At 70.5% G+C, this 26,944-nt stretch carries 24 protein-coding genes; 21 read left to right on the forward strand and 3 right to left on the reverse strand.

Annotation, left to right across the window (positions count from 1 at the left end; translation table 11 throughout):
- Window positions 1–70: 70 nt before the first annotated feature.
- The 21 genes from RWM17_RS01630 to RWM17_RS01730 all read left to right on the forward strand — a co-directional run bounded on the left by RWM17_RS01630 (window position 71) and on the right by RWM17_RS01730 (window position 23,363).
- Complete coding sequence (locus tag RWM17_RS01630; protein ID WP_123545849.1) at window positions 71–832, forward strand: DeoR/GlpR family DNA-binding transcription regulator; 762 nt, start codon at window positions 71–73, stop codon at window positions 830–832.
- Window positions 833–840: 8 nt separating this feature from the next.
- On the forward strand, window positions 841–1,851 hold the full coding sequence (locus RWM17_RS01635; RefSeq protein WP_314100812.1) for a 1-phosphofructokinase family hexose kinase: 1,011 nt from the start codon (window positions 841–843) through the stop codon (window positions 1,849–1,851).
- A 22-nt stretch (window positions 1,852–1,873) separates the two neighbouring features.
- Window positions 1,874–3,040: a PTS mannitol transporter subunit IICB gene (locus RWM17_RS01640; RefSeq protein ID WP_314100813.1), complete on the forward strand. Its 1,167-nt coding sequence runs from the start codon at window positions 1,874–1,876 to the stop codon at window positions 3,038–3,040.
- A gap of 57 nt (window positions 3,041–3,097) precedes the next feature.
- On the forward strand, window positions 3,098–3,406 hold the full coding sequence (locus RWM17_RS01645) for a PTS lactose transporter subunit IIB (RefSeq protein WP_146900799.1): 309 nt from the start codon (window positions 3,098–3,100) through the stop codon (window positions 3,404–3,406).
- 2 nt (window positions 3,407–3,408) lie between these two features.
- On the forward strand, window positions 3,409–3,873 hold the full coding sequence (locus RWM17_RS01650; protein ID WP_123545845.1) for a PTS sugar transporter subunit IIA: 465 nt from the start codon (window positions 3,409–3,411) through the stop codon (window positions 3,871–3,873).
- A 19-nt stretch (window positions 3,874–3,892) separates the two neighbouring features.
- A complete protein-coding gene (locus tag RWM17_RS01655; RefSeq protein ID WP_314100815.1) occupies window positions 3,893–4,978 on the forward strand; it encodes a zinc-dependent dehydrogenase in 1,086 nt (361 codons plus the stop codon).
- Between the two features lie 57 nt (window positions 4,979–5,035).
- Window positions 5,036–5,305, forward strand: a complete 270-nt coding sequence (locus RWM17_RS01660) for an HPr family phosphocarrier protein (RefSeq protein ID WP_146900808.1) — start codon at window positions 5,036–5,038, stop codon at window positions 5,303–5,305.
- Window positions 5,306–5,382: 77 nt separating this feature from the next.
- The gene (locus RWM17_RS01665) at window positions 5,383–7,071 is read left to right on the forward strand and encodes a DUF885 domain-containing protein (RefSeq protein WP_314100818.1); all 1,689 of its coding nucleotides are present in this window, start codon (window positions 5,383–5,385) and stop codon (window positions 7,069–7,071) included.
- Between the two features lie 147 nt (window positions 7,072–7,218).
- Window positions 7,219–8,664, forward strand: a complete 1,446-nt coding sequence (gene rpsA / locus RWM17_RS01670; RefSeq protein WP_123545838.1) for a 30S ribosomal protein S1 — start codon at window positions 7,219–7,221, stop codon at window positions 8,662–8,664.
- 110 nt (window positions 8,665–8,774) lie between these two features.
- Window positions 8,775–9,425 carry a dephospho-CoA kinase gene (gene coaE / locus RWM17_RS01675; protein WP_314100819.1) on the forward strand — a complete coding sequence of 217 codons (651 nt, stop codon included), beginning with the start codon at window positions 8,775–8,777 and terminating at the stop codon, window positions 9,423–9,425.
- Window positions 9,426–9,435: 10 nt separating this feature from the next.
- Window positions 9,436–11,502 (forward strand): excinuclease ABC subunit UvrB, encoded by a 2,067-nt coding sequence (gene uvrB, locus RWM17_RS01680; protein ID WP_123545834.1) that lies wholly within the window; start codon window positions 9,436–9,438, stop codon window positions 11,500–11,502.
- Window positions 11,492–12,394, forward strand: coding sequence for an SDR family NAD(P)-dependent oxidoreductase (locus RWM17_RS01685; RefSeq protein WP_314100820.1), 903 nt, complete (start codon window positions 11,492–11,494; stop codon window positions 12,392–12,394). The genes uvrB and RWM17_RS01685 overlap by 11 nt, the downstream gene beginning before the upstream one ends.
- A gap of 78 nt (window positions 12,395–12,472) precedes the next feature.
- Complete coding sequence (gene uvrA / locus RWM17_RS01690; RefSeq protein WP_314100821.1) at window positions 12,473–15,442, forward strand: excinuclease ABC subunit UvrA; 2,970 nt, start codon at window positions 12,473–12,475, stop codon at window positions 15,440–15,442.
- Window positions 15,439–17,397, forward strand: a complete 1,959-nt coding sequence (uvrC, locus tag RWM17_RS01695) for an excinuclease ABC subunit UvrC (RefSeq protein WP_314100822.1) — start codon at window positions 15,439–15,441, stop codon at window positions 17,395–17,397. Before uvrA ends, uvrC begins: the two co-directional genes overlap by 4 nt.
- Before the next feature lie 52 nt (window positions 17,398–17,449).
- Window positions 17,450–18,331, forward strand: coding sequence for an RNase adapter RapZ (gene rapZ / locus RWM17_RS01700; protein ID WP_314100823.1), 882 nt, complete (start codon window positions 17,450–17,452; stop codon window positions 18,329–18,331).
- An 85-nt stretch (window positions 18,332–18,416) separates the two neighbouring features.
- Window positions 18,417–19,397, forward strand: a complete 981-nt coding sequence (whiA, locus tag RWM17_RS01705) for a DNA-binding protein WhiA (RefSeq protein ID WP_314100825.1) — start codon at window positions 18,417–18,419, stop codon at window positions 19,395–19,397.
- Between the two features lie 161 nt (window positions 19,398–19,558).
- Window positions 19,559–20,563 carry a type I glyceraldehyde-3-phosphate dehydrogenase gene (gene gap / locus RWM17_RS01710; RefSeq protein ID WP_314100827.1) on the forward strand — a complete coding sequence of 335 codons (1,005 nt, stop codon included), beginning with the start codon at window positions 19,559–19,561 and terminating at the stop codon, window positions 20,561–20,563.
- Between the two features lie 94 nt (window positions 20,564–20,657).
- The gene (locus RWM17_RS01715) at window positions 20,658–21,869 is read left to right on the forward strand and encodes a phosphoglycerate kinase (protein WP_314100828.1); all 1,212 of its coding nucleotides are present in this window, start codon (window positions 20,658–20,660) and stop codon (window positions 21,867–21,869) included.
- Entirely contained in the window at window positions 21,863–22,651 is a 789-nt protein-coding gene (gene tpiA / locus RWM17_RS01720) for a triose-phosphate isomerase (protein WP_314100829.1), read from the forward strand. The genes RWM17_RS01715 and tpiA overlap by 7 nt, the downstream gene beginning before the upstream one ends.
- A gap of 104 nt (window positions 22,652–22,755) precedes the next feature.
- Window positions 22,756–23,007, forward strand: a complete 252-nt coding sequence (gene secG, locus RWM17_RS01725; RefSeq protein WP_056054823.1) for a preprotein translocase subunit SecG — start codon at window positions 22,756–22,758, stop codon at window positions 23,005–23,007.
- Window positions 23,007–23,363, forward strand: coding sequence for an RNA polymerase-binding protein RbpA (locus tag RWM17_RS01730; protein ID WP_123545816.1), 357 nt, complete (start codon window positions 23,007–23,009; stop codon window positions 23,361–23,363). The genes secG and RWM17_RS01730 overlap by 1 nt, the downstream gene beginning before the upstream one ends.
- 113 nt (window positions 23,364–23,476) lie before the next feature.
- Here the strand turns inward: RWM17_RS01730 and pgl are convergent, their stop codons facing one another.
- From pgl to zwf, 3 genes are read right to left on the reverse strand one after another with little or no spacing between them, the layout of a single operon-like run.
- Window positions 23,477–24,247 (reverse strand): 6-phosphogluconolactonase, encoded by a 771-nt coding sequence (pgl, locus tag RWM17_RS01735; protein WP_314100831.1) that lies wholly within the window; start codon window positions 24,245–24,247, stop codon window positions 23,477–23,479.
- A gap of 14 nt (window positions 24,248–24,261) precedes the next feature.
- Window positions 24,262–25,203 (reverse strand): glucose-6-phosphate dehydrogenase assembly protein OpcA, encoded by a 942-nt coding sequence (locus tag RWM17_RS01740; protein ID WP_314100832.1) that lies wholly within the window; start codon window positions 25,201–25,203, stop codon window positions 24,262–24,264.
- The gene (zwf, locus tag RWM17_RS01745; protein ID WP_314100833.1) at window positions 25,200–26,735 is read right to left on the reverse strand and encodes a glucose-6-phosphate dehydrogenase; all 1,536 of its coding nucleotides are present in this window, start codon (window positions 26,733–26,735) and stop codon (window positions 25,200–25,202) included. The genes RWM17_RS01740 and zwf overlap by 4 nt, the downstream gene beginning before the upstream one ends.
- Between the last annotated feature and the right edge of the window lie 209 nt (window positions 26,736–26,944).

The raw sequence follows: 26,944 nt of genomic DNA on the forward strand, positions 1-26,944 counted from the left end.
TCCACCCCCGCTCTCCCCGCTCGGCCTCACCGCCCCGCGAGCCGCACGACTGACGACGGAGTCTCCGCGCATGTACGCTCCCGAGCGCCACCAGCAGATCCTGGACTCGGCGCGCACGCGTGGCCGCGTCGAGGTGGCCGGTCTGGCCCGTGAGCTGTCCGTGACGCCGGAGACGGTGCGCCGCGACCTGACGGCGCTCGAGCGGCGCGGGGTCCTGCGGCGCGTGCACGGCGGGGCCATCGCCGTCGAGCGCCTCGGCATCGAGCCGCACGTCGCCGACCGCGAGGGCTCGGCCGCCGGCGAGAAGGAGCGGATCGCCCGGGCAGCCCTCGACGAGCTGCCCGACGGCGGGTCGATCATCGTCGACGCCGGCACGACGACCGTCCGGTTCGCCGAGCTGCTGCCGACGGACCGCGAGCTCACCGTCGTGACGCATTCGCTGCCCGTCGCGAACGTGCTCGTCGCCCGGCCCAACGTGACCCTCCACCTCCTCGGCGGGGTCGTCCGCGGTCGCACCCTGGCCGCCGTGGGGGAGTGGACCCGTACGCAGATCGCCGAGGTCTTCGCCGACGTCGCGTTCATGGGCACGAACGGGCTCTCGGCCGAGCGGGGCCTCACCACGCCCGACCTCGCCGAGGCGCGGGTCAAGAAGGCCCTGATGGCGGCGTCTCGGCGCACCGTCATCCTCACCGACCACTCGAAGTTCGGCCGCGAGGACTTCGCCCGTGTGGCCCCGCTCTCCGAGGTCGACACGGTCATCACCGACACGGGCGTCGACGCCGACCTCGCCGACGACGTCGAGCGCTCCGGGCCCCGGGTGGTGATCGTGTGATCGTCACCGTGACCCTCAACCCGAGCCTCGACCGCACCGTCGAGGTCAGCCGCCTGGACCGCGGCGACGTCGTCCGCACCGGCGCGCCGCTCCTCGAGCCGGCGGGCAAGGGCGTCAACGTCGCCCGCGCCCTGACCGCCCACGGGGTCCGCAGTGTGGCCGTGCTCCCGGTCGGCGGACGCGAGGGCGCCGAGCTGAGCGCCCTGCTCGACGCGGCCGGCGTGAGCGCGCGGTACGTGCCCGTCTCGGGCCGCACCCGGTCGAACCTGACGGTCGCCGAGCCCGGCGGCACGGTGACCAAGCTGAACGAGCCCGGTCTCGCGCTGAGCCACGACGACCTGACCGCGATCACGGCCGTCGTCCGGGCGACGGCGGAGGACGCCACCTGGATCGTCGTGTCCGGCAGCCTGCCGCCCGAGATCAGCACGGCGACGTTCGCCCGCTTCGTCGACGACGTGCGCCGGACCGGCGCCAAGCTCGCCGTCGACACGAGCGGCGACGCCCTGTCCGCGGCGGTCGAGGCCCGGCCCGACCTGCTGAAGCCGAACCTCGCGGAACTCGCCGAGTTGGCGGGCCGCTCGCTCGACACGCTGGGCGACGTCGTGGCGGCCGCCGAGGCCGTCCGCGTCTCCGGCGTCGGCACCGTGCTCGTCAGCCTCGGGGCAGAGGGCGCCGTCCTCGTCGGCCCCGACGGCGTCGTCGTCGGCACGTCCCACGTCGCCGTCCCGCGCAGCACCGTCGGCGCGGGCGACAGCTTCCTCGCGGGCTACCTCGCGAGCGAGACCGCAGGAGGCGCCCCCCGCGACCGCCTCCTCGCCGCCCTGACCTGGGGTGCCGCCGCCACGAGGCTGCCCGGCACCACGGTCCCGGCGCCCTCCGACCTCGACGCCTCCGAGGCGTCGCTCCTGGCGCAGCCCGACCTGACGAGCCCGCTCGTCGGGGACGCGGCCGCCGCCTCCTCGATCCCCACCCGACGCACCACGTCCTTGCCCACCACCCTCACCGAGACTCACCACTGAGTACGAAGGAGTACCGCCCCTCATGTCCGAATTCACCCCCACGGTCACCGGAACGGGAGTCCGCGCGCGCGTCCAGCGCTTCGGCGGCTTCCTGGCCGGCATGGTCATGCCGAACATCGGCGCGTTCATCGCCTGGGGCCTCATCACGGCCCTCTTCATCCCCACGGGCTGGACGCCCAACGAGACCGTCGCGTCGCTCGTCGACCCGATCATCCTGTACCTGCTCCCGATCCTGATCGCCTACACCGGTGGCCGCATGGTCCACGGCCAGCGCGGCGCCGTCATCGCCTCGATCGCCGTGATGGGCGTCATCGTGGCGACCGACAAGCCGCAGTTCCTCGGCGCGATGATCGTCGGCCCGCTGGCCGCTCTGCTGCTCAAGCAGTTCGACCGTGCGCTCGACGGCCGCATCAAGTCCGGCTTCGAGATGCTCGTCAACAACTTCTCGCTCGGCATCTTCGGCGGGGCCATGGCGATCGGCGCCTACTTCGGCATCGCACCGCTCACCTCGGGCCTGACCACGATCCTCGGCAACGGGGTCGACTTCCTCGTCGAGCGCGGCCTGCTGCCTCTGGCGTCCCTGCTGATCGAGCCGGCGAAGATCCTGTTCCTCAACAACGCCATCAACCAGGGCGTGCTCACGCCCCTCGGCATCGACCAGGCTGCCGAGTCCGGCAAGTCCATCCTGTTCATGCTCGAGTCGAACCCCGGTCCGGGCCTCGGCATCCTGCTCGCGTTCCTCTTCTTCGGACCGCGCGCCATCCGTCCTTCGGCGCCGGCCGCGATCATCGTGCAGTTCTTCGGCGGCATCCACGAGATCTACTTCCCGTACGTGCTGATGAAGCCGATCCTCCTCATCGGCGCCGTGCTCGGCGGTGCGACCGGCGTCGGCTTCTTCCTCCTCACGGGCGTCGGCCTGGTCGCGAGCCCCTCGCCCGGCAGCATCATCGCCTACGCCCTCGTCGCCGCCCCCGGCGACTTCCCGGTGATCCTCGTCGGCATCCTGCTGTCCGCCGCCGTCTCGTTCGTGGTCTGCTCGTTCCTCATGGGCTTCGGCCGCAAGGAGAAGCGCGAGGCCGCCGCCGAGGACGACGCCGCACAGGCCCAGGCCCTCGCCGACGCCCAGGCCGCCACGGCCGCCAACAAGGCGACCAGCAAGGGCACGGCCGCGCCCTCAGCGTCCAACTGATTGACTCGGGGGGCCGGCTCCGGCCGGCCCCCCACCCTGAGAAACAAGGAGACTGACATGGCAACCCTCGACGGTTCCTCCATCAAGAAGCTCATCGTCGCGTGCGACGCGGGCATGGGCAGCAGCGTCATGCTGGCCTCGACCCTCAAGAAGCAGCTCAAGAAGAGCGGCGTCACCGTCGAGCACTCGCCCGTCGCCGACATCCCGGCCGACGCCGACGTCGTCGTGACGCAGAACAACCTCGCCGAGCGCGCGCGCGGTGTCGTGCCGAACATCCCCGTCGTCCCGTTCCAGCTGTTCATGGGCGACCCCTCGGTCGCCAAGGTGGTCAAGGCCATCCAGGACGGCACGACGGTCGAGGTCTGACGATGGCGGACCAGCAGGCACCCGAGCTGACGTCGCTCCTCGCGGAGTCGTCGATCCGTCTCGACGAGAAGGCCTCGAGCCGCGACGAGGCCATCCGCGCCGCGGGCCAGGCGCTCATCGAGGCCGGGGCGATCGACGAGACCTACGTCGACGCCATGTTCGAGCGCGAGAACTCGGTGTCGACCTACGTCGGCGAGGGCGTCGCGATCCCGCACGGCACGCTCGCCGGCAAGGACTCGGTGAAGAAGGACGCGCTCGTCGTGCTCCGCTTCCCGACCCCTGTCGACTGGGACGGCAACGAGGTCTCGGTCGCCGTCGGCATCGCCGCGGCGGGCAACGGCCACATCGCCATCCTCAGCCAGCTCGCCAGCATCCTGATGGACCCCGACTCCGCCGCGGCCCTGCGCGGCGCCACGACGACGTCGGAGGTCTACGAGCTCCTCGCGTCGACCGACGACGACGAGTGACGGGCGGCTCGGACTCCTCGTGAGAGCAGCGAAGTGGTGGGCCCCGGGCGACGTGCGTCTCGACGACGTGGCGACGCCCGGGGTCTCTCGCGGTGAGCTCCTCCTCCGCGTCGACAACTGCTCCGCCTGCGGGACCGACCTCAAGATCCTGCGGTCGGGCCACCCCCACATGACCGGCCCGCAGGTGATGGGCCACGAGGTCGCCGGCACCGTCGTCGCGGTCGGCGACGACGTCGACGGCTGGGCCGTCGGCGACCGCGTCCAGGTGATCGCGGCCGTGCCGTGCGGCACCTGTGACGTCTGCCGGGCCGGCCGGCCCAGCGTCTGCCCCCGCCAGACGAGCATCGGCTACCAGTACGCCGGCGGGTTCGCCGAGTTCATGGTCGTCCCCGCGGCCGTCCTCGCCGTCGGCGGAGTCAACCGCGTACCCGACCACGTCTCGTCCGAGGAGGCGTCGCTCGTCGAGCCCCTCGCGTGTGTCCTCAACGGCCAGGAGCTCGCGCGGGTCGGCGAGGGAGACAGCGTCCTCGTCATCGGCTCGGGTCCGATCGGCTGCATGCACGTGCGCCTCGCCCGCGCCAGGGGAGCGCGACAGGTGATCCTGGTGGACGCGAACCCGGACCGCCTCGCGCGGGCTGCCGCCCTCGTCCGCCCGGACCTCGCCCTCGCGGTGGAGGCGGGAGCAGACGGACGCCAGGTCGTCCTCGACCAGGTCCGCGCCGCCTCCGGCGGTCTGGGGGTCGACGTCGTCATCACTGCCGCCGCGTCACGGCCGGCCCAGGAACAGGCTCTCGCACTCCTCGCGCCCGGCGGCCGCCTCAGCCTCTTCGGCGGCCTCGCCCGGGACGACTCGCAGATCAGCATCGACTCGAACCTCGTGCACTACCGTGAGCTGACGATCGTGGGCGTGAATGGGTCGAGCCCGGCGCACAACCGCGAGGCGCTACGGCTCATCGCCTCGGGCGAGGTCGTGGTGGGCGACCTGATCACCCACCGTTTCCCCCTCGACCGCCTGCACGACGCCCTCGAGGCCATCGCCAGCGGCGAGGCCATCAAGGTCACGATCGAGCCCCACCGCGACGATCGACCGACCACCCACGACTGACATGTCCCGGGCCCCGGCCCGCACCCCGACCAGACCGGTCTCGACCAAGGAGAAGAAATGCCAGAACGCACCGTCACCATCGCCTCGAGCGTCGGCCTGCACGCCCGCCCCGCCTCGCTCTTCAGCCAGGCCGCCGGCAAGAGCGGCGCCAAGGTCACGCTGACCTCGCCCGCCGGCAAGACCGTCAACGCCGCCAGCATCCTCGGCGTCCTCTCGCTGGGCATCGGCCACGGCGACGAGGTCGTCCTCGCCACCGACGGCGACAACGCCGACGCGGCCCTCGACGAGCTGGCCACGCTGCTCGAGACGGACCTCGACGCCGAGTAGCACCCGTCCGTCCCACGGGGCGTCGCGTCGGCCGAGGTCGAAGCGACGCCCCGTCGTCGTGTGGGTAGCCTCGGACCATGACCGAGCCCACGACGCCTCCCGTCCGCCCGCAGACGCCGATCGACGGCATCGCCGAGCGCTGGGTCGACCAGCTCGTCGACCTCGACCCCACCACCGCGACGTGGATCGGGCGCGAGGGGCGCACGGGCGAGTACGGCGACTACTCGCCGGCGGGCCACGAGCGCCACGTCGAGGCGGTCCGCCGCGTGCTCGCCGAGCTCGACGCCGCGGAGCCCGTCGACGACGTCGACCGCGTCACCCAGGACGACCTCGGGGCCGAGCTCCGCCTCGACCTCGAGTACGCCGAGCAGCGTCTGCAGCTGCGCGACCTCAACGTCATCGCCTCGCCGATCCAGGCGATCCGCGAGGTCTACGACCTGATGCCCACCGAGACGGAAGGCGACTGGGCCGACGTGGCGTCGCGACTCAGCCGCGTCGACCAGGCACTCGAACAGCTGGTCGAGACGTTCCGTCAGGGCATCGCCGAGGGCGTGGTCCCGGCGCGGCGCCAGGTGGAGGCGGTGGCCGAGCAGTGCGCCCGGATCGGCTCCCCGGACGGCTTCTTCGCCGAGCTCGCCGCGTCCGCCCGACTGGCCGACGGCACCGCCCCCTCGTCGGCGCTCGCCTCCGATCTCGCGAGGGGCGCCTCCTCGGCGGGGGAGGGCTATCTCGAAGCCCGGCGGTTCCTGCTCGACGAGCTGTTGCCCGCGGCCGCCGTCCAGGACGGCGTCGGCCGCGACACCTACGCCCTGCACTCGAGGCGGTTCCTCGGGGCAACCGTCGACCTCGACGAGACGTACGAGTGGGGCCTCGACGAGCTCGCCCGCATGACGAGCGAGCAGGAGGCGGTGGCGCGCGAGATCGAGCCGGGCGCGGACGTGGCGCGGGCGATCGCCGTCCTCGACGCCGACCCTGCCCGCCAGCTCGAGGGCACGGAGGCGCTGCAGCAGTGGATGCAGCAGCTCAGCGACCGCGCCGTGGCCGAGCTCGCCGGCACGCACTTCGACGTGCCGGAGCCGGTCCGTCGCCTCGAGTGCCGCATCGCGCCCACGAAGGACGGCGGCATCTACTACACGAGCCCCAGCGACGACTTCTCCCGACCGGGACGCATGTGGTGGTCGGTGCCCGAGGGCGTCACCCGCTTCGGCACCTGGCGCGAGACGACGACCGTGTTCCACGAGGGCGTGCCGGGGCACCACCTCCAGCTCGGCCAGGCGGTCTACAACAGCGCCCTGCTGAACACCTGGCGCCGCCAGCTCGCGGGCACGTCGGGGCACGCCGAGGGCTGGGCCCTCTACGCGGAGAGGCTGATGGACGAGCTCGGCTGGCTCTCCGACCCGGGCGACCGCCTCGGCATGCTCGACGGGCAGCGGATGCGCGCCGCCAGGGTGGTGCTGGACATCGGCGTGCACCTCGGCAAGACGTTCCCCGGCTCGACCGAGCCGTGGAGCCACGAGACCGCCCTGACGTTCATGCGCGCCAACGTCAACATGGACGACGAGTTCGTCCGCTTCGAGGTCGACCGCTACCTCGGCTGGCCGGGCCAGGCCCCCTCGTACAAGGTCGGACAGCGCATCTGGGAGGACCTGCGGGCCCAGCGGGCTCGGCGCGAGGGAGACGACTTCGACCTCCGCGCGTTCCACCGCGAGGCACTGCAGCTCGGCGGCGTCGGGCTCGACACGCTACGGCGCGCAGTGCTCTCCTGATCGTTGCCCGTCGGGGCGACGCGCAGGTAGTATGTACCAGCGCTATCTGCGCCGATCTGTCCGCATGCCGCGGTCGACACCCCCGAGAAGGCCCAGCCCTCTGGACGACCACGGCCCGATACATGCTTTCACTGGAGCACTAACTACATGACAACCGTAACGACCAAGGCACCCAAGCAGGTCGCCATCAACGACATCGGATCCGCTGATGACTTCCTGGCCGCGGTCGAGAAGACCCTGAAGTTCTTCAACGACGGCGACCTCATCGAGGGCACCGTCGTCAAGATCGACCGCGACGAGGTCCTCCTCGACGTCGGCTACAAGACCGAGGGCGTCATCCCCTCGCGCGAGCTGTCGATCAAGCACGACGTCGACCCCACCGAGGTCGTCGAGGTCGGCGACACCGTCGAGGCCCTCGTCCTCCAGAAGGAGGACAAGGAAGGCCGTCTGATCCTGTCCAAGAAGCGCGCTCAGTACGAGCGTGCCTGGGGCGACGTGGAGAAGATCAAGGACGCCGACGGCGTCGTCACCGGAACGGTCATCGAGGTCGTGAAGGGCGGCCTCATCGTCGACATCGGCCTCCGTGGCTTCCTGCCCGCGTCGCTCATCGAGCTGCGCCGCGTCCGCGACCTCACGCCCTACCTGGGCCAGGAGATCGAGGCGAAGATCCTCGAGCTCGACAAGAACCGCAACAACGTGGTCCTGTCGCGCCGTGCGCTCCTCGAGCAGACGCAGTCCGAGAGCCGCACCACGTTCCTCAACAACCTCCACAAGGGCCAGGTCCGCAAGGGCATCGTCTCCTCGATCGTCAACTTCGGCGCGTTCGTCGACCTCGGCGGCGTGGACGGCCTCGTGCACGTCTCCGAGCTCAGCTGGAAGCACATCGAGCACGCCAGCGAGGTCGTCGAGGTCGGTCAGGAAGTCACCGTCGAGATCCTCGAGGTCGACCTCGACCGTGAGCGCGTGTCGCTCTCGCTCAAGGCGACGCAGGAGGACCCGTGGCAGGTCTTCGCCCGCACCCACGCGATCGGACAGGTCGCGCCGGGCAAGGTCACGAAGCTCGTCCCCTTCGGCGCGTTCGTCCGCGTCGCGGACGGCATCGAGGGCCTCGTGCACATCTCCGAGCTGTCGGCGAAGCACGTCGAGCTGGCCGAGCAGGTCGTCGCCGTCGGCGACGAGGTGTTCGTCAAGGTCATCGACATCGACCTCGACCGTCGCCGCATCTCGCTGAGCCTCAAGCAGGCCAACGAGGGCGTGGACCCCGAGGGCACCGAGTTCGACCCGGCGCTCTACGGCATGCTCACCGAGTACGACGACCAGGGCAACTACAAGTACCCCGAGGGCTTCGACCCGGAGACGAACGAGTGGCGCGAGGGCTTCGACTCGCAGCGCGAGAAGTGGGAGCAGGACTACGCTGCCGCCCAGGCTCGCTGGGAGGCGCACAAGAAGCAGGTCGCTGCGTCGCTCACCGAAGAGGCCTCCTTCGAGGCTCCCTCGGGCTCGACCTTCTCGAGCGAGACCGCCGGTGCCGGCACCCTCGCCGACGACGAGTCGCTCGCCGCACTGCGCGAGAAGCTGTCCAGCAGCAACTAGTCACACCTCGGACGGCGCCTCGGCACTGACCACGTCGAACGGCGGTCCCCTCCTCGAGGGGGCCGCCGTTCGGCGTTCCGGGGCCGCCCGGTCGCAGGTAGCCTCGAGGCATGTTCGTCTGTGGCCTGACCGGGGGCATCGCCGCCGGCAAGAGCGTCGTGTCCCGCCGTCTCGCCGAGCGGGGCGCGGCTCACGTCGACGCCGACCAGCTCGCCCGAGAGGTGGTGGCGCCGGGCACGCCCGGTCTCGAAGCGATCAGGCGGCGCTTCGGCGACGACGTGCTCACGCCCTCGGGCGAGCTCGACAGACCGGCCCTCGGCGCCCTGGTCTTCTCCGACCCGGCTGCCCGACGCGACCTCGAGGCGATCACCCACCCGGCTGTCCGCGAGCTCTCCCGCCGGCGCATGGAGGAGGCGGTGGCCGACGACCCCGCGAGGGTGGTCGTGTACGACGTCCCCCTCCTGGTCGAGACGCGCGGGGCAGCCGAGTTCGACGTCGTCGTGGTCGTCCACGCCCCCCGCGAGGTCCGGCTCGCGCGCCTGGTCGAGCTCCGGGGGATGACCCCTGAGGAGGCGGTCCGCCGCGTCGACGCCCAGGCCGACGACGAGGCGCGCCTCGCCGTCGCCGACCTCGTGGTCGACTCCTCGATCTCGCTGGAGGCGACCCTCGCGAGGGCGGACGAGGTCGCGGAGGTGCTGCGTTCGCTGTCAGCGGCGAAGGCGGCGGGCCCCTCGGGGCCGAGTGTCAGTGGTCGCTCCTAGACTCGGAGGCATGGAACCGACCCGCAGTGTCCGCCCCTTCGAAGTAGTCAGCGAGTACGAGCCGAGCGGCGACCAGCCGGCCGCCATCGCCGAGCTCGCGGGGCGCATCAACGCGGGCGAGACCGACGTCGTGCTCCTCGGTGCGACCGGCACCGGCAAGTCCGCGACGACTGCGTGGCTCGTCGAGCAGGTCCAGCGCCCGACCCTCGTCCTGGCCCACAACAAGACCCTCGCGGCGCAGCTGGCCAACGAGTTCCGCGAGATGTTCCCGCACAACGCCGTCGAGTACTTCGTGTCTTACTACGACTACTACCAGCCCGAGGCGTACGTCCCACAGACCGACACCTTCATCGAGAAGGACAGCTCGATCAACGCCGAGGTCGAGCGACTGCGGCACTCGACGACCAACTCGTTGCTCAGCCGTCGCGACGTCATCGTCGTCTCGACGGTGTCCTGCATCTACGGCCTCGGCACGCCCGAGGGCTACATGCAGGCGATGATCGCCCTGCAGGTCGGCATGAAGATCGACCGCGAGACGCTGATCCGGCGCTTCGTCTCGATGCAGTACCAGCGCAACGACATCGACTTCTCCCGCGGCAACTTCCGGGTGCGCGGCGACACCATCGAGATCATCCCGATGTACGAAGAGCTCGCCATCCGAATCGAGATGTTCGGCGACGAGATCGAGGCGCTCTATGCGCTGCACCCCCTCACGGGCGACGTGGTCCGCACCATGGACGCGGTGTCGGTCTTCCCCGGCTCCCACTACGTCGCGGGCACCGACGTCATGCACCGTGCCATCGGCACGATCAAAGAAGAGCTCGCCACCCGCCTCGACGAGCTCGACAAGCAGGGCAAGCTGCTCGAGTCGCAGCGCCTCCGCATGCGCACGACCTTCGACCTCGAGATGATGGAGCAGATCGGCTTCTGCAACGGCATCGAGAACTACTCGGCTCACATCGACGGCCGTGGTCCGGGCGAGGCCCCGCACTGCCTCCTCGACTACTTCGCCGACGACTTCCTCGTCGTCATCGACGAGTCCCACGTGACGGTCCCGCAGATCGGGGCGATGTACGAGGGCGACGCCTCCCGGAAGCGCACGCTCGTCGACCACGGCTTCCGGCTGCCGAGTGCCCTCGACAACCGCCCGCTCAAGTTCGAGGAGTTCCTCGGCAGGGTGGGGCAGAAGGTCTATCTGTCGGCGACCCCGGGCAAGTACGAGCTCGGCATCACCGACAGCGTGGTCGAGCAGATCATCCGCCCGACGGGCCTCGTCGACCCGCAGATCGTCGTCAAGCCGTCCGAGGGCCAGATCGACGACCTGCTCGACGAGATCCGGGTCCGCGTCGAGAAGGACGAGCGTGTGCTCGTCACGACGCTGACGAAGAAGATGGCCGAAGAGCTGACCGACTTCCTCACCGAGGCCGGCGTCCGGGTCCGGTACCTGCACTCCGACGTCGACACGCTGCGACGGGTCGAGCTGCTGACCGAGCTGCGTCAGGGCGTCTACGACGTCCTCGTCGGCATCAACCTCCTCCGCGAGGGCCTCGACCTGCCCGAGGTGTCGCTGGTCGCCATCCTCGACGCCGACAAGGAGGGGTTCCTGCGGTCGTCGACGTCGCTCATCCAGACCATCGGACGCGCGGCGCGCAACGTCTCCGGCGAGGTGCACATGTACGCCGACGTCATGACCGACTCGATGCGCAACGCGCTCGAAGAGACGGACCGCCGGCGCGAGAAGCAGGTCGCCTACAACCTCGAGCGCGGCATCGACCCGCAACCGCTCCGCAAGAAGATCGCCGACATCACCGAGGTCCTGGCTCGCGAGGGCGCGGACACGGCCGAGCTGCTGGCCGGCCGCCAGGGCGGCAAGCGCGCCCCGACCCCCAACCTGCGCCGAGAGGGCAAGGCGGCGAACGCCGCCAACGGACTCGAGTCGATCATCGCCGACCTCAACGACCAGATGCTCCAGGCCGCCGCCGAGCTGAAGTTCGAGCTCGCCGGGCGCCTCCGCGACGAGGTCGCCGACCTCAAGCGAGACCTGCGCCAGATGGAGGCGGCCGGCCATGCCCGCTGATCACCGCCTCCGCGTCGTCGTGACCGGGGCCACCGCGGGGCTGGGCTACTTCGCGGCCGAGCGCCTCGCCGCCCTCGGCCACCAGGTCGTGCTGGCGGCCCGGAGCCCCGAGCGGGCCGTCCGTGCTGCCGACGCCGTGCGCGACCGCGTCCCCGGCGCCGACGTGTCCACCGTCGACCTCGACCTCGCCGACCTGTCCTCGGTTCGGTCCGGCGCGGACGCGCTCACGGCCGCCGGGGGAGTGGACGCCCTGCTCGCGAACGCGGGGGTCGTCGGCTCGCGCCGGCGTCAGACGACAGCCGACGGGTTCGAGTTGCAGTTCGGCACGAACCACCTCGGGCACTTCGCGCTCGTCTCGCACCTGCTGCCGGCGCTCTCCGAGTCTCCTCGAGGTCGCGTCGTCCACCTCGGCAGCATCAGCCACCGCTTCGTCCGCCTCGACCTCGACGACCCCATGATGGTCTCGAGCTACTCGGGCGCGGTCGCCTACGCACGGTCGAAGCTCGCGGTCATGACGTTCGGCCTCGAGCTCGACCGGCGCCTCCGGGCCGCCGGTTCGTCGGTGTCGAGCGTGATCGCCCACCCGGGCCTCTCGTTCGAGTCGCTGAGCGACCCGCGGCCGCCCGTCGTCGAGCCTCGTCGGCCGCCCGCCGTCGTGACCTCGGCCATGCACGCGTTCTCGCAGGGCAAGGAGGCAGGGGCCGAGCCGCTCGTCCACGCGACCGTCGACCCCGGGGTGCAGGGCGGGGAATACTGGGGCCCCTCCGGGTGGTTCCAGCTGACCGGCCCGCCTGCCGTCGTCCCGACGAAGAAGCACGCGCGCGACCGCGCCTCCGCGGAACGGCTCTGGGCCGTCTCTGCCGAGCTCACCCACACAGACCCCGTCCTCTAGCGCGCGGACGCTCCTCCTGGTGCCGTCAGCCGGCCGATGTTCCTGTCGGCCGACCTCGATGTCAGGGGCTTCCGTAGAATGGTAAGAGTGTCAATCTCACCCGTAGAAGGTTCCTCCGTGCTCAGCGTGCGGGGTGCCCGAGTCCACAACCTCGACAACGTCGACCTCGAGATCCCGCGCGACTCGATGGTCGTCTTCACCGGCCTCTCCGGATCGGGCAAGTCGTCCCTCGCGTTCGACACGATCTTCGCCGAGGGCCAACGCCGCTACGTCGAGTCGCTCTCCGCCTATGCGCGGCAGTTCCTCGGGCAGGTCGACCGACCCGACGTCGACTTCATCGAGGGCCTCAGCCCGGCCGTCTCGATCGACCAGAAGTCGACGAACCGCAACCCGCGCTCGACGGTCGGCACGATCACCGAGATCTACGACTACATGCGCCTGCTCTGGGCCCGCATCGGGATCGCGCACTGCGCCGTGTGCGGCGAGGTGATCAGCCGCCAGACCGTGCAGCAGATCGCCGACCAGCTGATGACGCTCGAGACCGGGACGCGCTTCCAGGTGCTCAGCCCCGTCGTGTCCCAGAAGAAGGGCGAGTTCGTCGACCTCTTCGCCGAGCTCGCGTCGAGCGGCTACTCCCGTGCGATCGTCGACGGCGAGCAGGTCCAGCTCAGCTCGCCTCCGAAGCTGAAGAAGCAGGTCAAGCACGACATCTCGGTCGTCGTCGACCGTCTCGTCGCCTCCGACGAGGGCCTCACGCGCCTGACCGACTCGCTCGAGACCGCCCTGCGCCTCACCGACGGCTTGGTCACGGTCGACTTCGTCGACACGGACGCCGGTGCCGCCGGCAAGTACCGCACCTTCTCCGAGAAGCTCTCGTGCCCGAACGGCCACCCGGTGCAGCTCACGGAGGTCGAGCCCCGTACCTTCTCGTTCAACGCCCCGTTCGGCGCCTGCCCCGAGTGCTCCGGCCTCGGGACGCGCATGTCGGTCGACACCGACCTCGTGCTCGGCGACCCCGACCTGAGCCTGGCTGAGGGCGTCATCCTGCCCTGGACGAACTCGGGCAAGGGCCTCTACAACTACTTCCAGAAGCTGCTCGAGGGGCTCGCGGCTGATCTCGACTTCAGTCTCAAGACCCCGTGGAGCGAGCTGCCGGCCCGCATCCAGCAGGCCGTCCTGCAGGGCAACGACTTCGAGGTGACGGTGAAGTGGAAGAACCGCTTCGGCCGTGAGATGAAGTACTCGACCGGGTTCGAGGGCGTGATGCCCTACATCGAGCGCAAGTACGCCGAGGCCGAGACCGACACGCAGCGCCAGCGCTATTCCGAGTACCTCCGCGAGATCCCGTGCTCCGTCTGTGGCGGCAAGCGGTTGAAGCCCGAGGTGCTCGCGGTCACGGTGGCCGAGCAGAGCATCGCCGACGTCGCCGAGCTCAGCCTCACCGACGCGTTCGCGTTCATGAACGGGCTCACGCTGACGACCCGTGAGGCGCGGATCGCCGCGCAGGTGCTCCGCGAGATCCGCGTCCGCCTCGAGTTCCTGCTCGAGGTGGGGCTCACCTACCTGTCCCTCAGCCGCGCCGCGGGCTCGCTCTCCGGAGGCGAGGCACAGCGGATCCGGCTGGCGACCCAGATCGGCTCGGGCCTGACGGGCGTGCTGTACGTGCTCGACGAGCCGAGCATCGGTCTGCACCAGCGCGACAACCGACGTCTGATCGACACCCTCGTCAAGCTCCGCGACCTCGGCAACACGCTCATCGTCGTCGAGCACGACGAGGACACGATCAAGACCGCCGACTGGGTGGTCGACATCGGACCGGGCGCCGGCGTCAACGGCGGCAAGGTGGTCCACTCGGGCAGCTACGAAGACCTGCTGACCAACACCGAGTCCTACACCGGCGACTACCTCGCCGGTCGCCGCTCGATCACCACGCCGACCACGCGTCGCCCGGTCGACCGCGACCGTGTGGTCTCCGTCGTGGGCGCGAAGGCGAACAACCTGCGCGACGTCACCGTCGACTTCCCGCTCGGCGTCTTCGTCGCGGTGACCGGAGTCAGCGGCTCGGGCAAGTCGTCCCTCGTCAACGACATCCTCTACAAGGTGATGGCCAACAAGTTGAACGGTGCTCGCCAGATCCCCGGCCGGCACCTGCGCGTCACCGGTCTCGAGCACCTCGACAAGGTCGTGCACGTCGACCAGGCGCCGATCGGTCGGACGCCTCGCTCGAACCCCGCGACGTACACCGGCGTCTTCGACCGGATCCGCAACCTGTTCGCCGAGACCGTCGACGCGAAGGCCCGTGGCTACCTGCCGGGGCGGTTCAGCTTCAACGTCAAGGGCGGTCGCTGCGAGAACTGCGCGGGCGACGGCACGATCAAGATCGAGATGAACTTCCTGCCCGACGTCTACGTCGCATGCGAGGTCTGCGGGGGCGCGCGGTACAACCGCGACACCCTGGCGGTCCAGTACAAGGGCAAGAACATCTCCGAGGTGCTCGACATGCCGATCAGCGAGGCGGCCGACTTCTTCGAGCCCATCTCGGCGATCTCGCGCTTCATGAAGACGCTGGTGGACGTCGGCCTCGGCTACGTGCGCCTCGGCCAGAGCGCGACCACCCTGAGCGGCGGCGAGGCGCAGCGCGTCAAGCTGGCGACCGAGCTGCAGAAGCGCTCGAACGGGCGCAGCATCTACGTGCTCGACGAGCCCACGACGGGCCTGCACTTCGAGGACGTCCGCAAGCTGCTGCTCGTGCTCGACGGCCTCGTCGACAAGGGCAACACCGTCATCACCATCGAGCACAACCTCGACGTGATCAAGTCGGCCGACTGGCTGATCGACATGGGCCCCGAGGGCGGCGCCGGGGGAGGCACGGTCCTCGCCACGGGAACTCCCGAGCACCTCGCCACCGTGCCGGAGAGCCACACCGGCGTCTTCCTCGCCGAGATCCTCGAATCGGGTCACGCTGCGCCCGGCCCGGCCGCGGCCAAGAAGAAGAAGGCCGCGACGACGCCGGGCAGCCGACGTCGGGAGCCAGTCGAGGCTCGATGAGCAACACGGTCTCCTGGCGGCCGCCGGCGCGTGAGATCCCGACCGACCCCGGGGTCTACCGCTGGCGCGACGAGCGTGGCCGCGTCCTCTACGTCGGCAAGGCGAAGAACCTGCGTGCCCGACTGAGCAACTACTTCGCCCCGCTGCCGACCCTGCACGAGCGCACGCGACGCATGGTCCTCACGGCGCGGAGCGTGGAGTGGACGGTCGTCGGCAGCGACATCGAGGCTCTCCAGCTCGAGTACACGTGGATCAAGGAGTTCGACCCGCCCTTCAACGTCAAGTTCCGCGACGACAAGACGTACCCGTTCATGGCGGTCACCCTCGGCGACGAGGCTCCCCGGGTCATGGTCACGCGCAACCCGCGCATCAAGGGCGCGAAGTACTTCGGGCCGTATCCGAAGATCTGGGCCGTGCACGACACGATCGACCAGATGATCAAGGTCTTCCCGATCCGCACCTGCTCCGACAGCAGCTACAAGAAGGCGATGGAGACCGGCAAGCCGTGCTTCCCGGGCCAGATCGGTCGCTGCGGCGGGCCCTGCTCGCACAAGGTGTCGATCGACGAGCACCGCGCGATCGTCGACGAGTTCGTCAAGTTCATGGGCAGCTACGACAAGAAGGTCATCGCCGACAAGCAGAAGGCCATGAAGACGGCCGCGCTCGAACAGCGCTACGAGGACGCGGCGCGCTACCGCGACCAGGTGCAGGCGCTCGAGGCCGTCCTCGACAAGTCCGCCGTGGTGCTCCGCGACTCCGTCGACCTCGATCTCTACGCCCTCGTCGAGGACGAGCTGGCGGCTGCCGTGCAGCTCTTCACCGTCCGCGGCGGCCGCATCCGCGGATCCCGGGGCTGGGTCGTCGACAAGGAGATCGACATCACCTCAGGCGAGCTCGTCGAGCAGGTGCTGCAGGGCCGGTACACCGCCGGCTCCGAGGTGCCGCGCGAGATCGTCGTGACGACGGTGCCCGACGACAACGACGCCCTCGAGGCCGTCCTGAGCGAGATCCGGGGGAGGGGCAAGGTGCAGGTCCGCACCGCGCAGCGCGGCGAGAAGGCCGCGCTCATGCAGACGGCGACCCTGAACGCGCAGCAGTCGTTGATGCTCTACAAGACACGTCGCAGCGCCGACTTCGCGACGCGGTCCACTGCCCTGGCCGACATCCAGGAGGCGCTGGGCATGACGGAGGCGCCCCTCCGGATGGAGTGCTACGACGTCTCGCACCTGTCCGGGACCAACATCGTCGCCTCGATGGTCGTCTTCGAGGACGGCCTGCCCCGCAAGGACCAGTACCGGCGCTTCAACATCCCCCAGTCGACCGACGATACGGAGTCGATCTACCAGACGCTCAGCAGGCGGCTCTCGCGCCTCGACGACGAGCTCGCCCCGGTCGCCGAGGTCGGCGAGGAGCGCAAGCGCTTCGCCTACCGGCCGAACCTGCTGATCGTCGACGGGGGCCAGCCCCAGGTCGCCGCCGCCCGGCGGGCGCTCGACGACGCCGGGGTGACCGACATCGCGCTCTGCGGGATCGCCAAGCGGCTCGAGGAGATCTGGCTGCCCGACGACGACTTCCCCGTCATCCTGCCGCGCAACTCCGACGCGCTCTTCCTGATCCAGCGGATCCGCGACGAGGCCCACCGGTTCGCGATCACGCACCAGCGACAGCGTCGGAAGCGCGACATCACGACCCAGCTGGCCGAGATCCCCGGCCTCGGGCCGTCGCGTGTCGCACGCCTGCTGAAGCACTTCGGCTCGGTGAAGCGGCTCAAGCAGGCCACGCCGGACGAGATCTCGTCGATCCGGGGCATCGGCCCGACGCTCGCCGCGGCCGTCGTCGGTCAGCTAGGGTCCGCAGAGGCCGGGGACGTCGGGCTCGCCACCGACACCGACACCGACACCGACACTGCGGTCGAGACCCCGAGCGAGGCCGAGGGCGCCCGCGCCCCCGCCTAGACTCGATCCGCCCGTCCCGCACCGACCCGCCACCAGCGAAGGCCCCGCCACCATGAGCGACGCACACGAGCAGCAAGAGGTCATGATCGTCACCGGGATGTCCGGTGCCGGCCGTTCGACGGTCGGCAACGCCCTCGAAGATCTGGGCTGGTACGTGGTCGACAACCTGCCCGCCCAGATGCTGCGGCCCCTCCTCGACCTCGCCGAGCGCGCCGGCGACTCGCTGCCGAAGATCGCCGCGGTGGTGGACGTCCGAGGCGGTCGCCTCTTCTCCGAGGCGCAGGAGGCGGTGCGCACGCTCCGCGAGAGCATGCCGAGCAAGGTCCGCGTCCTGTTCCTAGACGCCACCGACGCCGCCCTCGTGCGCCGGTTCGAGCAGGTCCGTCGACCGCACCCGCTGCAGGGGGACGGCACGCTGCTCGACGGCATCGTCGCCGAGCGCTCCCGGATGGAGGAGCTGCGCGAGACGAGCGACGTCATCATCGACACCTCCGAGCTCAACATCCACCAGCTCGCGACCACCATCACCGAGAAGTTCGCCGAGTCCGAGCGGGCCGGGGTGCAGGTCACGGTGCTGAGCTTCGGCTTCAAGTACGGGCTGCCCGCGGACGCCGACATGGTGGGCGACGCCCGGTTCCTGCCGAACCCGTTCTGGGTCCCCGAGCTCCGCTCGCAGACCGGCCTGGACGAGCCCGTGACGAGCTACGTGATGGCCCAGAGCGGGGCCCACGACTTCGTCCGGGCCTTCGGCGCCGCCTGCGAGCCCGTTCTCGCCGGCTACCAGCGCGAGAACAAGAGACACGCTACGATCGCCATCGGCTGCACGGGCGGGAAGCACCGATCCGTCACCCTGGTCGGCGAGCTGGCGGCGCATCTGCGCGGGCTCCCCGGGGTGGCCGTCGCCGTGAAGCACCGCGACCTGGGCCGGGAGTGACCCGGGGGTCGCACGGGCGCGCCCTCCGGCTGCGCGGGGCCGTGCCCCGCACGCCCGACAACGACTGATGAAAGAGGAACGACCAGTGGCACAGACCGCCGACGTCAAAGAAGAACTCGCCCGCGTCGAGGTGAGCAGGACGACGGTCCGGGCCGCCGAGGTCGCGACCATCCTGCGGTTCGCCGGCGGGCTGCACGTCATCTCGGGCCGCATCGCCGTCGAGGCCGAGCTCGACAGCCCGGTGATCGCCCGCCGTGTCCGCAAGGACCTGGCCGAGCTGTACGGCGCGCGCAGCGACGTGTCCGTCGTGTCCGCGTCGGGGACGCGACGCACGACCCAGTACCTCGTGCGCGTCCACGAGGCCGGCGAGACCCTGGCCCGCCAGACGGGTCTGATGGACGCCCGCCGTCGTCCGGTCCGCGGGCTGCCGAACCGGCTCACGACCGGGTCGCGCGACGACCTGGCGGCGATCTGGCGCGGTGCCTTCCTGGCCCAGGGCACCTTGACCGACCCCGGCCGGTCCGCCTCGCTCGAGGTCGTCTGCCCGGGCAACGAGTCGGCCATGGCGCTCGTCGGCGCGGCCGGGCGGCTCGGCATCGCCGCCAAGGCCCGTGAGGTCCGCGGCGTCCACCGGGTGCTGGTCCGTGAGGGCGAGGCGATCAGCGCGATGCTGACGGTCATGGGCGCGCTCAAGAGCGTGAGCGAATGGGAGGAGATGCGCCAGCGTCGCGAGGTCCGGGCGACGGCCAACCGGCTCGTGAACTTCGACGACGCGAACCTGCGGCGCAGCGCGCAGGCCGCCGTCGCCGCGTGCGCCCGGGTGGAGCGGGCCATGGAGCTGCTCGGCGAGGACATCCCCGACCACCTCAAGTACGCCGGCGACCTCCGCCTGGCGCACCGGGACGCGAGCCTCGACGAGCTCGGCCACCACGCCGACCCGCCCATGACGAAGGACGCCGTCGCCGGGCGGATCCGCCGCCTCCTGGCCATGGCCGACAAGAAGGCGTCCGACCTCGGCCTGCCCGGCACCGAGGCCAGCCTGCCGTCCGACCTCGACCTCGACTGACACCTCCGACGCGGGCGACGCTCCCGGAGTCACGGAGGCGGTCGACTGGTACTGTCGTAGACGGACGCGAAGCCCGGTCGCCCCGGCCGGATCGTGAGCCACGGGCCTGGTCGCCCGCCCCCTCCACGCGTCCCCGCGACGCCTGATCAACAGGAGTTCCCTTGACCGTCAAGATCGGCATCAACGGCTTCGGTCGCATCGGCCGCAACTACTTCCGCGCGGCGCTCGCCAAGGGCACCGACATCGAGATCGTCGCCGTCAACGACCTCACCGACAACGCCGCCCTCGCGCACCTGCTCAAGTTCGACTCCATCACGGGTCGTCTCGACGCCACGGTCGAGCTCGACGGCGACTCGATCGTCGTCGACGGCAAGCCGATCAAGGTCCTGGCAGAGCGCGACCCCGCCAACCTGCCCTGGGGCGAGCTGGGCGTCGACATCGTCGTCGAGTCGACCGGCTTCTTCACGAAGGCGGAGGACGCGCAGAAGCACATCGACGCCGGCGCGAAGAAGGTCCTCATCTCGGCGCCCGCCACCGGCGACGACGCCACGATCGTCCTCGGCGTCAACGAGGGCATCTACGACCCCGCCAACCACCACATCATCTCGAACGCGTCGTGCACCACGAACAGCCTCGCGCCCCTGATGAAGGTCTTCCTCGACAACTTCGGCGTCGAGCGCGGCCTCATGACGACGGTGCACGCCTACACGGCCGACCAGAACCTGCAGGACGGTCCCCACAAGGACCCGCGTCGTGCTCGCGCCGCCGCGGTCAACATCGTCCCCACCTCGACCGGTGCCGCCAAGGCCATCGGCCTCGTCATCCCCGAGCTGTCGGGCAAGCTCGACGGCTACGCGCTGCGCGTCCCGGTGCCGACCGGCTCGATCACGGACGTCACCCTGCAGACGAGCACCCCCGTCACGGTCGAGCAGATCAACGCGGCCTACAAGGCCGCGGCCGAGGGCGACCTCAAGGGCATCCTCCTCTACTCGGAGGACCCGCTGGTCTCGTCCGACATCACGACCGACCCGCACTCGTCGATCTACGACTCGGGCCTCACGAAGGTCATCGGCAACATGGTCAAGATCACGTCCTGGTACGACAACGAGTGGGGCTACTCCAACCGTCTCGTCGACCTGACGAAGTACGTCGCCGACCGCCTGTAGGCGTCCGCACCACGATCGACCCGGGAGGCGGTCAGGCCCTCGGCCTGGCCGCCTCCTCGTCTCTCCACCGAACCACTCCACAGAATCGAGTCCCATGACCCTCCGAACCCTCGAGTCGCTCGGCTCGACGTCGGGAAAGCGCGTGATCGTCCGCTGCGACCTGAACGTCCCGTTGAAGGACGGCGCCATCACCGACGACGGCCGCGTCCGCGCCTCCGTCGGCACCCTGCAGACGCTCGTGGCCGACGGCGCCCGCGTGGTCGTCATCTCGCACCTCGGCCGTCCCGACGGCCAGCCCGTCGACGAGTTCAGCCTGCGCCCCGTGGCGGCCCGCCTCGGCGAGCTCCTCGACGCCGACGTCGCGTTCGTTCCCTCCACCGTCGGCAGCGAGGCCGAGGAGGCGGTGGCCGGCCTGGCCGACGGCCAGGTGGCCGTCCTCGAGAACCTCAGGTTCAGCCCTGCCGAGACCTCGAAGGACGCCGACGAGCGTCGCGCCTTCGCCGAGCAGCTCGCCGCGCACGGCGACCTGTTCGTCTCGGACGGCTTCGGTGTGGTGCACCGCGAACAGGCCAGCGTCTACGAGCTGCCGCAGCTCCTCCCGAGCGCGGCCGGCACGCTCATCGAGACCGAGCTCTCCGTCCTGGAGAAGCTCACCGAGACGCCTGAGCGCCCCTACACGGTGGTGCTCGGCGGCTCGAAGGTGTCGGACAAGCTCGGCGTCATCGAGCACCTGCTGCCCCGGGTCGACTCGCTCCTGGTCGGCGGCGGCATGCTCTTCACGTTCCTGGCCGCTCAGGGCCACGCCGTCGGCGGCAGCCTCCTCGAGAAGGACCAGCTCGACCGGGTGAGGGGTTACCTCGCCGACGCGGACGAGCGCGGCGTCCAGATCGTCCTGCCCACCGACGTCGTCGTCGCCTCGGCCTTCTCGGCCGACGCCGAGCACGCGGTGGTCCCCGCGGACGGCATCGAGACCTCCGACCTCGGGGACGGGGCGATCGGCCTCGACATCGGACCGGACACGGCGACCCGCTTCGCGGAGATCGTCGCCGCCTCGAAGACCGTGTTCTGGAACGGGCCCATGGGCGTGTTCGAGTTCGACGCCTTCGCCCCCGGCACGAAGACCGTCGCCGAGGCGCTCACGCGCGTCGACGGCCTGGGCGTCGTCGGGGGAGGGGACTCGGCCGCGGCCGTCCGTGCCCTCGGCTTCGACGACGACCAGTTCGGCCACATCTCCACCGGTGGTGGAGCCAGCCTCGAGTTCCTCGAGGGCAAACGACTCCCCGGACTGGAGGTCCTCGGATGGTGACCACGCGCACGCCCCTCATCGCCGGCAACTGGAAGATGAACCTCGACCACCTGCAGGCCATCGCCTTCGTGCAGAAGCTGGCCTGGAGCCTGAAGGACGCGAAGCACGACCACTCCTCCGTCGAGGCAGCCGTCTTCCCGCCCTTCACCGACCTGCGCAGCGTGCAGACCCTGCTCGACGCGGACGGGCTCTCGCTCGTCCTCGGCGCACAGGACCTCTCGGCGTACGACAGCGGCGCCTACACCGGCGAGGTCTCGGGCGCCTCCCTGGCGAAGCTCGACGTGCACTACGTCCTCGTGGGCCACTCCGAGCGCCGCACCCTGCACGCGATGGACGACACGGTCGTCGCGACCAAGGTCGCGGCGGCGCACCGCAACGGGCTCGTCCCCGTCATCTGCGTCGGCGAGACCGCGGACGACCTCGAGACGCACGGGCCGAGCGCCGTCCCGGTCGCCCAGCTCCGCGCCTCCCTGGCCGAGGTCCCCGCCACGGCCGAGATCGTGGTCGCCTACGAGCCCGTCTGGGCGATCGGCTCGGGCAAGGCGGCGACCGCCGACCAGGCCGAGCAGGTCTGCGCAGCGCTCCGTGAGGCCCTCGTCGAGCTCGTCGGGGCCGACCGCGCCGCGGCGACCCGGATCCTCTACGGCGGGTCGGTGAAGTCGACGAACATCGCCTCGTTCCTGCGCGAGCCGAACGTCGACGGTGCGCTCGTCGGCGGTGCGAGCCTCGACGTGGACGAGTTCGCCCGCATCGTGCGCTTCGAGTCGCACGTCGGCGTCTGACGCGGACCGACAGACGGGTCCCTCTCCTGCCCGCGGGTGAGGGACCCGTCGCCGCGTGCTGCAGTTATACTCGTCAACGGTCTCACCGCATCGAAAGGTCCCCCTTGGAAATTCTGCAGGTCATCCTGCAGGTGCTGCTCGGCATCACGAGCCTCCTGCTGACCCTCCTCATCTTGCTGCACCGCGGTCGCGGCGGCGGCCTGTCCGACATGTTCGGCGGCGGTGTCACGAGCAACCTCGGTGCATCCGGGGTCGCCGAGCGCAACCTGAACCGCATCACCGTGTTCCTCGGGCTCGTCTGGATCACGTGCATCGTGGTCCTCGGCCTCATCACGAAGTTCTCGGCGGTCAGCTGATGGCCTCCGGAGGCAGCGCCATCCGTGGCTCGCGCGTCGGTGCCGGCCCCATGGGCGAGCAGGACCGCGGGTACCACGCCGAGCGCGTGACCATCTCGTACTGGGACGCCCTGGGCAACGAGGTCGTCCGCCACTTCGCCGCGAACGTGCCTGACGAAGAGATCCCCGAGACGGTCGATTCCCCGTCCAGCGGCCTCCCCGCCGGACGCGACAAGGCCAACCCGCCGACCGTCGCCAAGCTCGAGCCGTACAAGACGCACCTCGCGTACGTGAAGGAGCGGCGCTCCGAGGAGGAGGCGGCCCAGCTCCTGGAGGAGGCGCTGCAGCAGCTGCGCGTCCGCCGAGGCAAGGCCTAGCCAGACCGACCGCGGCCGGTCGTCACGGCCCGCCCACGAGAGAAGCCCCGCAGCTCGGCTGCGGGGCTTCTCTCGTGTCGAGGCCCGGTCCGGCGACGGACCGGGCCCACGGATCAGTAGGTCGAGGCGATCAGGTTCTCGGGGACCTCGGACGCGGCGTCGCTGTCCACGAAGAACACCGTGCGCTTACGGCCCTTGACCCCCGCCACGGGGACCTGGTCGGCACCGGCACCGGCGAGGGCGAGGCCCAGCGACGACGCCTTCTCCGCGCCGGCGAGGATCATCCACACGCGCTGCGAGTTGTTGATCACCGGCAGGCTCAGCGTGAGACGGACGGGCGGCGGCTTGGGGGAGTCGTCCACCGTCAGCACGGTCGGTCCGCTCATCCGCACCTGGGGCGCGTCCGGGAAGAGGGACGCGACGTGGCCGTCGGGGCCCACGCCGAGCAGGGTGATGTCGAAGCGAGGCGCCTCGTCGTCGCCCTGGGCGTGCTCGAGGAGCTCGGCCCGGTACGCGACCGCGGCGGCCTCGACGTCGGCGAACTCGCCCACGGCGCCGAAGCGGTGCACGTTCTGCGACTCGACACCGATGTGCCCGAGCAGGTCGATCTCGGCCTGACGGTCGTTGCGGTCGGCGTCGCCGCTCTCGACCCAGCGCTCGTCGGCCCACCAGAACGAGACCTTCGACCAGTCGACGCTGTCCCGCGCCGGAGAGGCGTTGATCGCGGCGAGCACGACCGTGCTCACCGACCCGCCGCTGACGACGACCGAGGCGTAGTTCTGCTCCTCCAGCACGTCGATGATCTTGGTGATGAAGCGCGCGGCGACCGAGGCGCCCAGCGATTCCTTGTCGGGGTGAACCAGCACCCGGCGTTCGTTGCTCACTGTGTCAGTCTGCCTTAGTTCTCGACGGGCTCGGCCAGCTGGCGGACACCCTGCTTCACGACCTCGCCGAAGAGGTCGTCGGGGTCGAGTCTACGGAGTTCCTCCGCGAGGCAGTCGCGCAGCGACCGGCGTGGCAACGAGAGGTCGTGGGTGGGCTGGTCGGGCTGCGTCAACGTGGCGACGTCGACGACGGCTCGCTCCAGCACGATCGGCCCGGAAGGCCGGACGAGCCGGACCCCGTGGATGCCGCTCGACCCGTTGCCCCGCGTCAGCTCGTTCACGACGGGCACCTGGAGCTGCAGCCGCAGCCACGCGGCCAGCAGGAGCGTCGACGGAGAGTCGGGGGCGCCGTCGACGCGCACCTCGGTGACGGGCTCGTAGGGCGGCTGGTCGAGGACGGCGGCGAGCTGCGTGCGCCAGAGCGTGAGGCGCGTCCAGGCGAAGTCGGTGTCGCCCGGCTGGTAGGTCTCGGCGAGGTCGACGATGCTCTGACGCGGGTTCGGCTGGCTCGCCGCGTCGGTGATGCGGCGCTGGGCAATGCGCCCGAGAGCCGACTCGGCGACGACCTCCGGAGCTCGACCGGGCCACCAGACGACGACGGGGGCGTCAGGCAGCAGGAGACCGGTGACCAGCCCCTCCTCGTCGCTCGCGGTGTCGCCGTAGGCGCGCAGCAGGATGACCTCGCTCGCGCCGGCGTCGCCGCCGACCCGGATCTGGGCGTCGAGCCGAGGCTCCTCGTCGTCGCCGCCCGGAGCGGTCGACACGACGATGACGCGCATGGGGTGCTCTCGGGAAGCGTCGTTGGCGGCCTCGATGGCCTCTTCCTCTTCTCCGTGGCTCGTCGAGATGATGAGGGTGAGGACGCGCCCGAGGGCGACGACTCCGCCCTCCTCGCGGATGGTGACGAGCGTCTTCTGCACTCGGCTGATGGTGCTGGCGGGCAGATCGACGATCACGGGCGTCTCCAGGTACGGCCGTCGCGGGCCATGAGTTCATCGGCGGACTGGGGGCCCCACGTGCCGGGGCGGTACTGCTCGGGCTGGCCCTGCGTCGCCCAGAACTCCTCGATCGGATCGAGGATCTTCCAGGAGAGCTCGACCTCCTCGTGACGCGGGAACAGGGGCGGATCGCCCAGCAGCACGTCGAGGATGAGCCGTTCGTAGGCCTCGGGGCTCGCCTCGGTGAAGGCGTGGCCGTAGCCGAAGTCCATCGTGACGTCGCGCACCTGGGTGCCGATCCCAGGGACCTTCGAGCCGAAGCGGAGGGTGACGCCCTCGTCGGGCTGCACGCGGATCACGAGGGCGTTCTGGCCGAGCGAGGTCTGCGTGCCGAAGATGTTCTCGGGCACCTGCTTGAACACCACGGCGATCTCGGTCACGCGGCGCCCCAGGCGCTTGCCGGCCCGGAGGTAGAAGGGCACGCCGGCCCAGCGGCGCGTCGCGATCTCGAGCTTCACCGCGGCGAAGGTCTCGGTGACGCTCTCCGGGTTCATGCCCTCCTCGTCGAGGAACCCGAGCACCTTCTCGCCGCCCTGCCAGCCTCCCGAGTACTGGCCACGGGCGGTCCCCGCGGCGATGTCCTCGGGGATCCGGACCGCGGAGAGGACCTTCTCCTTCTCGGCACGGAGGTGCGGCGCGGCGAACGTGACCGGCTCCTCCATGGCCGTGAGGGCCAGGAGCTGGAGGAGGTGGTTCTGGATGACGTCGCGAGCGGCACCGATGCCGTCGTAGTAGCCCGCGCGGCCGCCGACGCCGATGTCCTCGGCCATCGTGATCTGCACGTGGTCGACGTAGTTCGAGTTCCAGAGGGGCTCGTACATCTGGTTGGCGAACCGGAGGGTCAGGAGGTTCTGGACCGTCTCCTTGCCCAGGTAGTGGTCGATGCGGAAGACGGAGTCGGGCTCGAAGACGCTCTCGACCACGGCGTTCAGCTCGCGGGCGGTCTTGAGGTCGCTGCCGAAGGGCTTCTCGATCACCACGCGACGCCACGCACCGTCCTTCTCCTCGGCCAGGCCGCTGCTGCGCAGCTGCTCGGTGACCATCGGGAAGGCCTTGGGCGGGATCGAGAGGTAGAAGGCGTGGTTGCCCATCGTGCCGCGCTCTCGGTCGAGCTCCTCGATCGTGTCCTTCAGGCGCGTGAACGAGTCGGCGTCGTCGAAGGTGCCCTGCACGAAGCGGAAGCCCTCCTTCAGCTGGCGCCAGACGTCTTCGTCGAAGGGGGTGCGAGCGTGCTGCTTGACGGCCTCGTAGACGACCTGCTCGAAGTCCTGGCCCTCGAACTCGCGGCGGGCGAACCCTACGAGCGCGAACCCGGGGGGCAGGAGGCCGCGGTGGGCGAGGTCGTACACGGCCGGCATGAGCTTCTTGCGCGACAGGTCGCCGGTGACGCCGAAGATGATGAGGCCGCTCGGGCCGGCGATCCGGTTCAGGCGTCGATCGGAGGGCAGCCGCAGCGGGTTGTGCTCCGGCGTGATCTCGACGGGTGACATCGTGGTGGTTCCTTCAGGGTCGTTCTCTCGGGCACGGTCGCGCGGCACGTGGCCGTCCGACCACGGCGAAGGGGGCCGGCGGCCCCACCGACCCCCGCCCCCCCACCCGCCCCCGCCAGGGGGGCGCACTGGGGGCCCGGCGCCCCCCCCCGCGCCCGCGCGGGCCCGGGCGGGCGGCCGGGGGCGGTCCCCACCCGGCGAGGGGGGCC

This window comes from uncultured Frigoribacterium sp. (genome assembly GCF_963515265.1).
In the GTDB taxonomy this organism is placed as follows: domain Bacteria; phylum Actinomycetota; class Actinomycetes; order Actinomycetales; family Microbacteriaceae; genus Frigoribacterium.

Excerpts from the sequence above, each read along its gene's own strand:
- RWM17_RS01630 (WP_123545849.1), top strand. The coding sequence starts at position 71 with ATGTACGCTCCCGAGCGCCACCAGCAGATCCTGGACTCGGCGCGCACG.
- RWM17_RS01640 (WP_314100813.1), top strand. The coding sequence starts at position 1,874 with ATGTCCGAATTCACCCCCACGGTCACCGGAACGGGAGTCCGCGCGCGC.
- RWM17_RS01645 (WP_146900799.1), top strand. The coding sequence starts at position 3,098 with ATGGCAACCCTCGACGGTTCCTCCATCAAGAAGCTCATCGTCGCGTGC.
- RWM17_RS01650 (WP_123545845.1), top strand. The coding sequence starts at position 3,409 with ATGGCGGACCAGCAGGCACCCGAGCTGACGTCGCTCCTCGCGGAGTCG.
- RWM17_RS01660 (WP_146900808.1), top strand. The coding sequence starts at position 5,036 with ATGCCAGAACGCACCGTCACCATCGCCTCGAGCGTCGGCCTGCACGCC.
- RWM17_RS01665 (WP_314100818.1), top strand. The coding sequence starts at position 5,383 with ATGACCGAGCCCACGACGCCTCCCGTCCGCCCGCAGACGCCGATCGAC.
- rpsA (WP_123545838.1), top strand. The coding sequence starts at position 7,219 with ATGACAACCGTAACGACCAAGGCACCCAAGCAGGTCGCCATCAACGAC.
- coaE (WP_314100819.1), top strand. The coding sequence starts at position 8,775 with ATGTTCGTCTGTGGCCTGACCGGGGGCATCGCCGCCGGCAAGAGCGTC.
- uvrB (WP_123545834.1), top strand. The coding sequence starts at position 9,436 with ATGGAACCGACCCGCAGTGTCCGCCCCTTCGAAGTAGTCAGCGAGTAC.
- RWM17_RS01685 (WP_314100820.1), top strand. The coding sequence starts at position 11,492 with ATGCCCGCTGATCACCGCCTCCGCGTCGTCGTGACCGGGGCCACCGCG.
- uvrA (WP_314100821.1), top strand. The coding sequence starts at position 12,473 with ATGGTAAGAGTGTCAATCTCACCCGTAGAAGGTTCCTCCGTGCTCAGC.
- uvrC (WP_314100822.1), top strand. The coding sequence starts at position 15,439 with ATGAGCAACACGGTCTCCTGGCGGCCGCCGGCGCGTGAGATCCCGACC.
- rapZ (WP_314100823.1), top strand. The coding sequence starts at position 17,450 with ATGAGCGACGCACACGAGCAGCAAGAGGTCATGATCGTCACCGGGATG.
- RWM17_RS01715 (WP_314100828.1), top strand. The coding sequence starts at position 20,658 with ATGACCCTCCGAACCCTCGAGTCGCTCGGCTCGACGTCGGGAAAGCGC.
- tpiA (WP_314100829.1), top strand. The coding sequence starts at position 21,863 with ATGGTGACCACGCGCACGCCCCTCATCGCCGGCAACTGGAAGATGAAC.
- RWM17_RS01730 (WP_123545816.1), top strand. The coding sequence starts at position 23,007 with ATGGCCTCCGGAGGCAGCGCCATCCGTGGCTCGCGCGTCGGTGCCGGC.
- zwf (WP_314100833.1), bottom strand. The coding sequence starts at position 26,735 with ATGTCACCCGTCGAGATCACGCCGGAGCACAACCCGCTGCGGCTGCCC.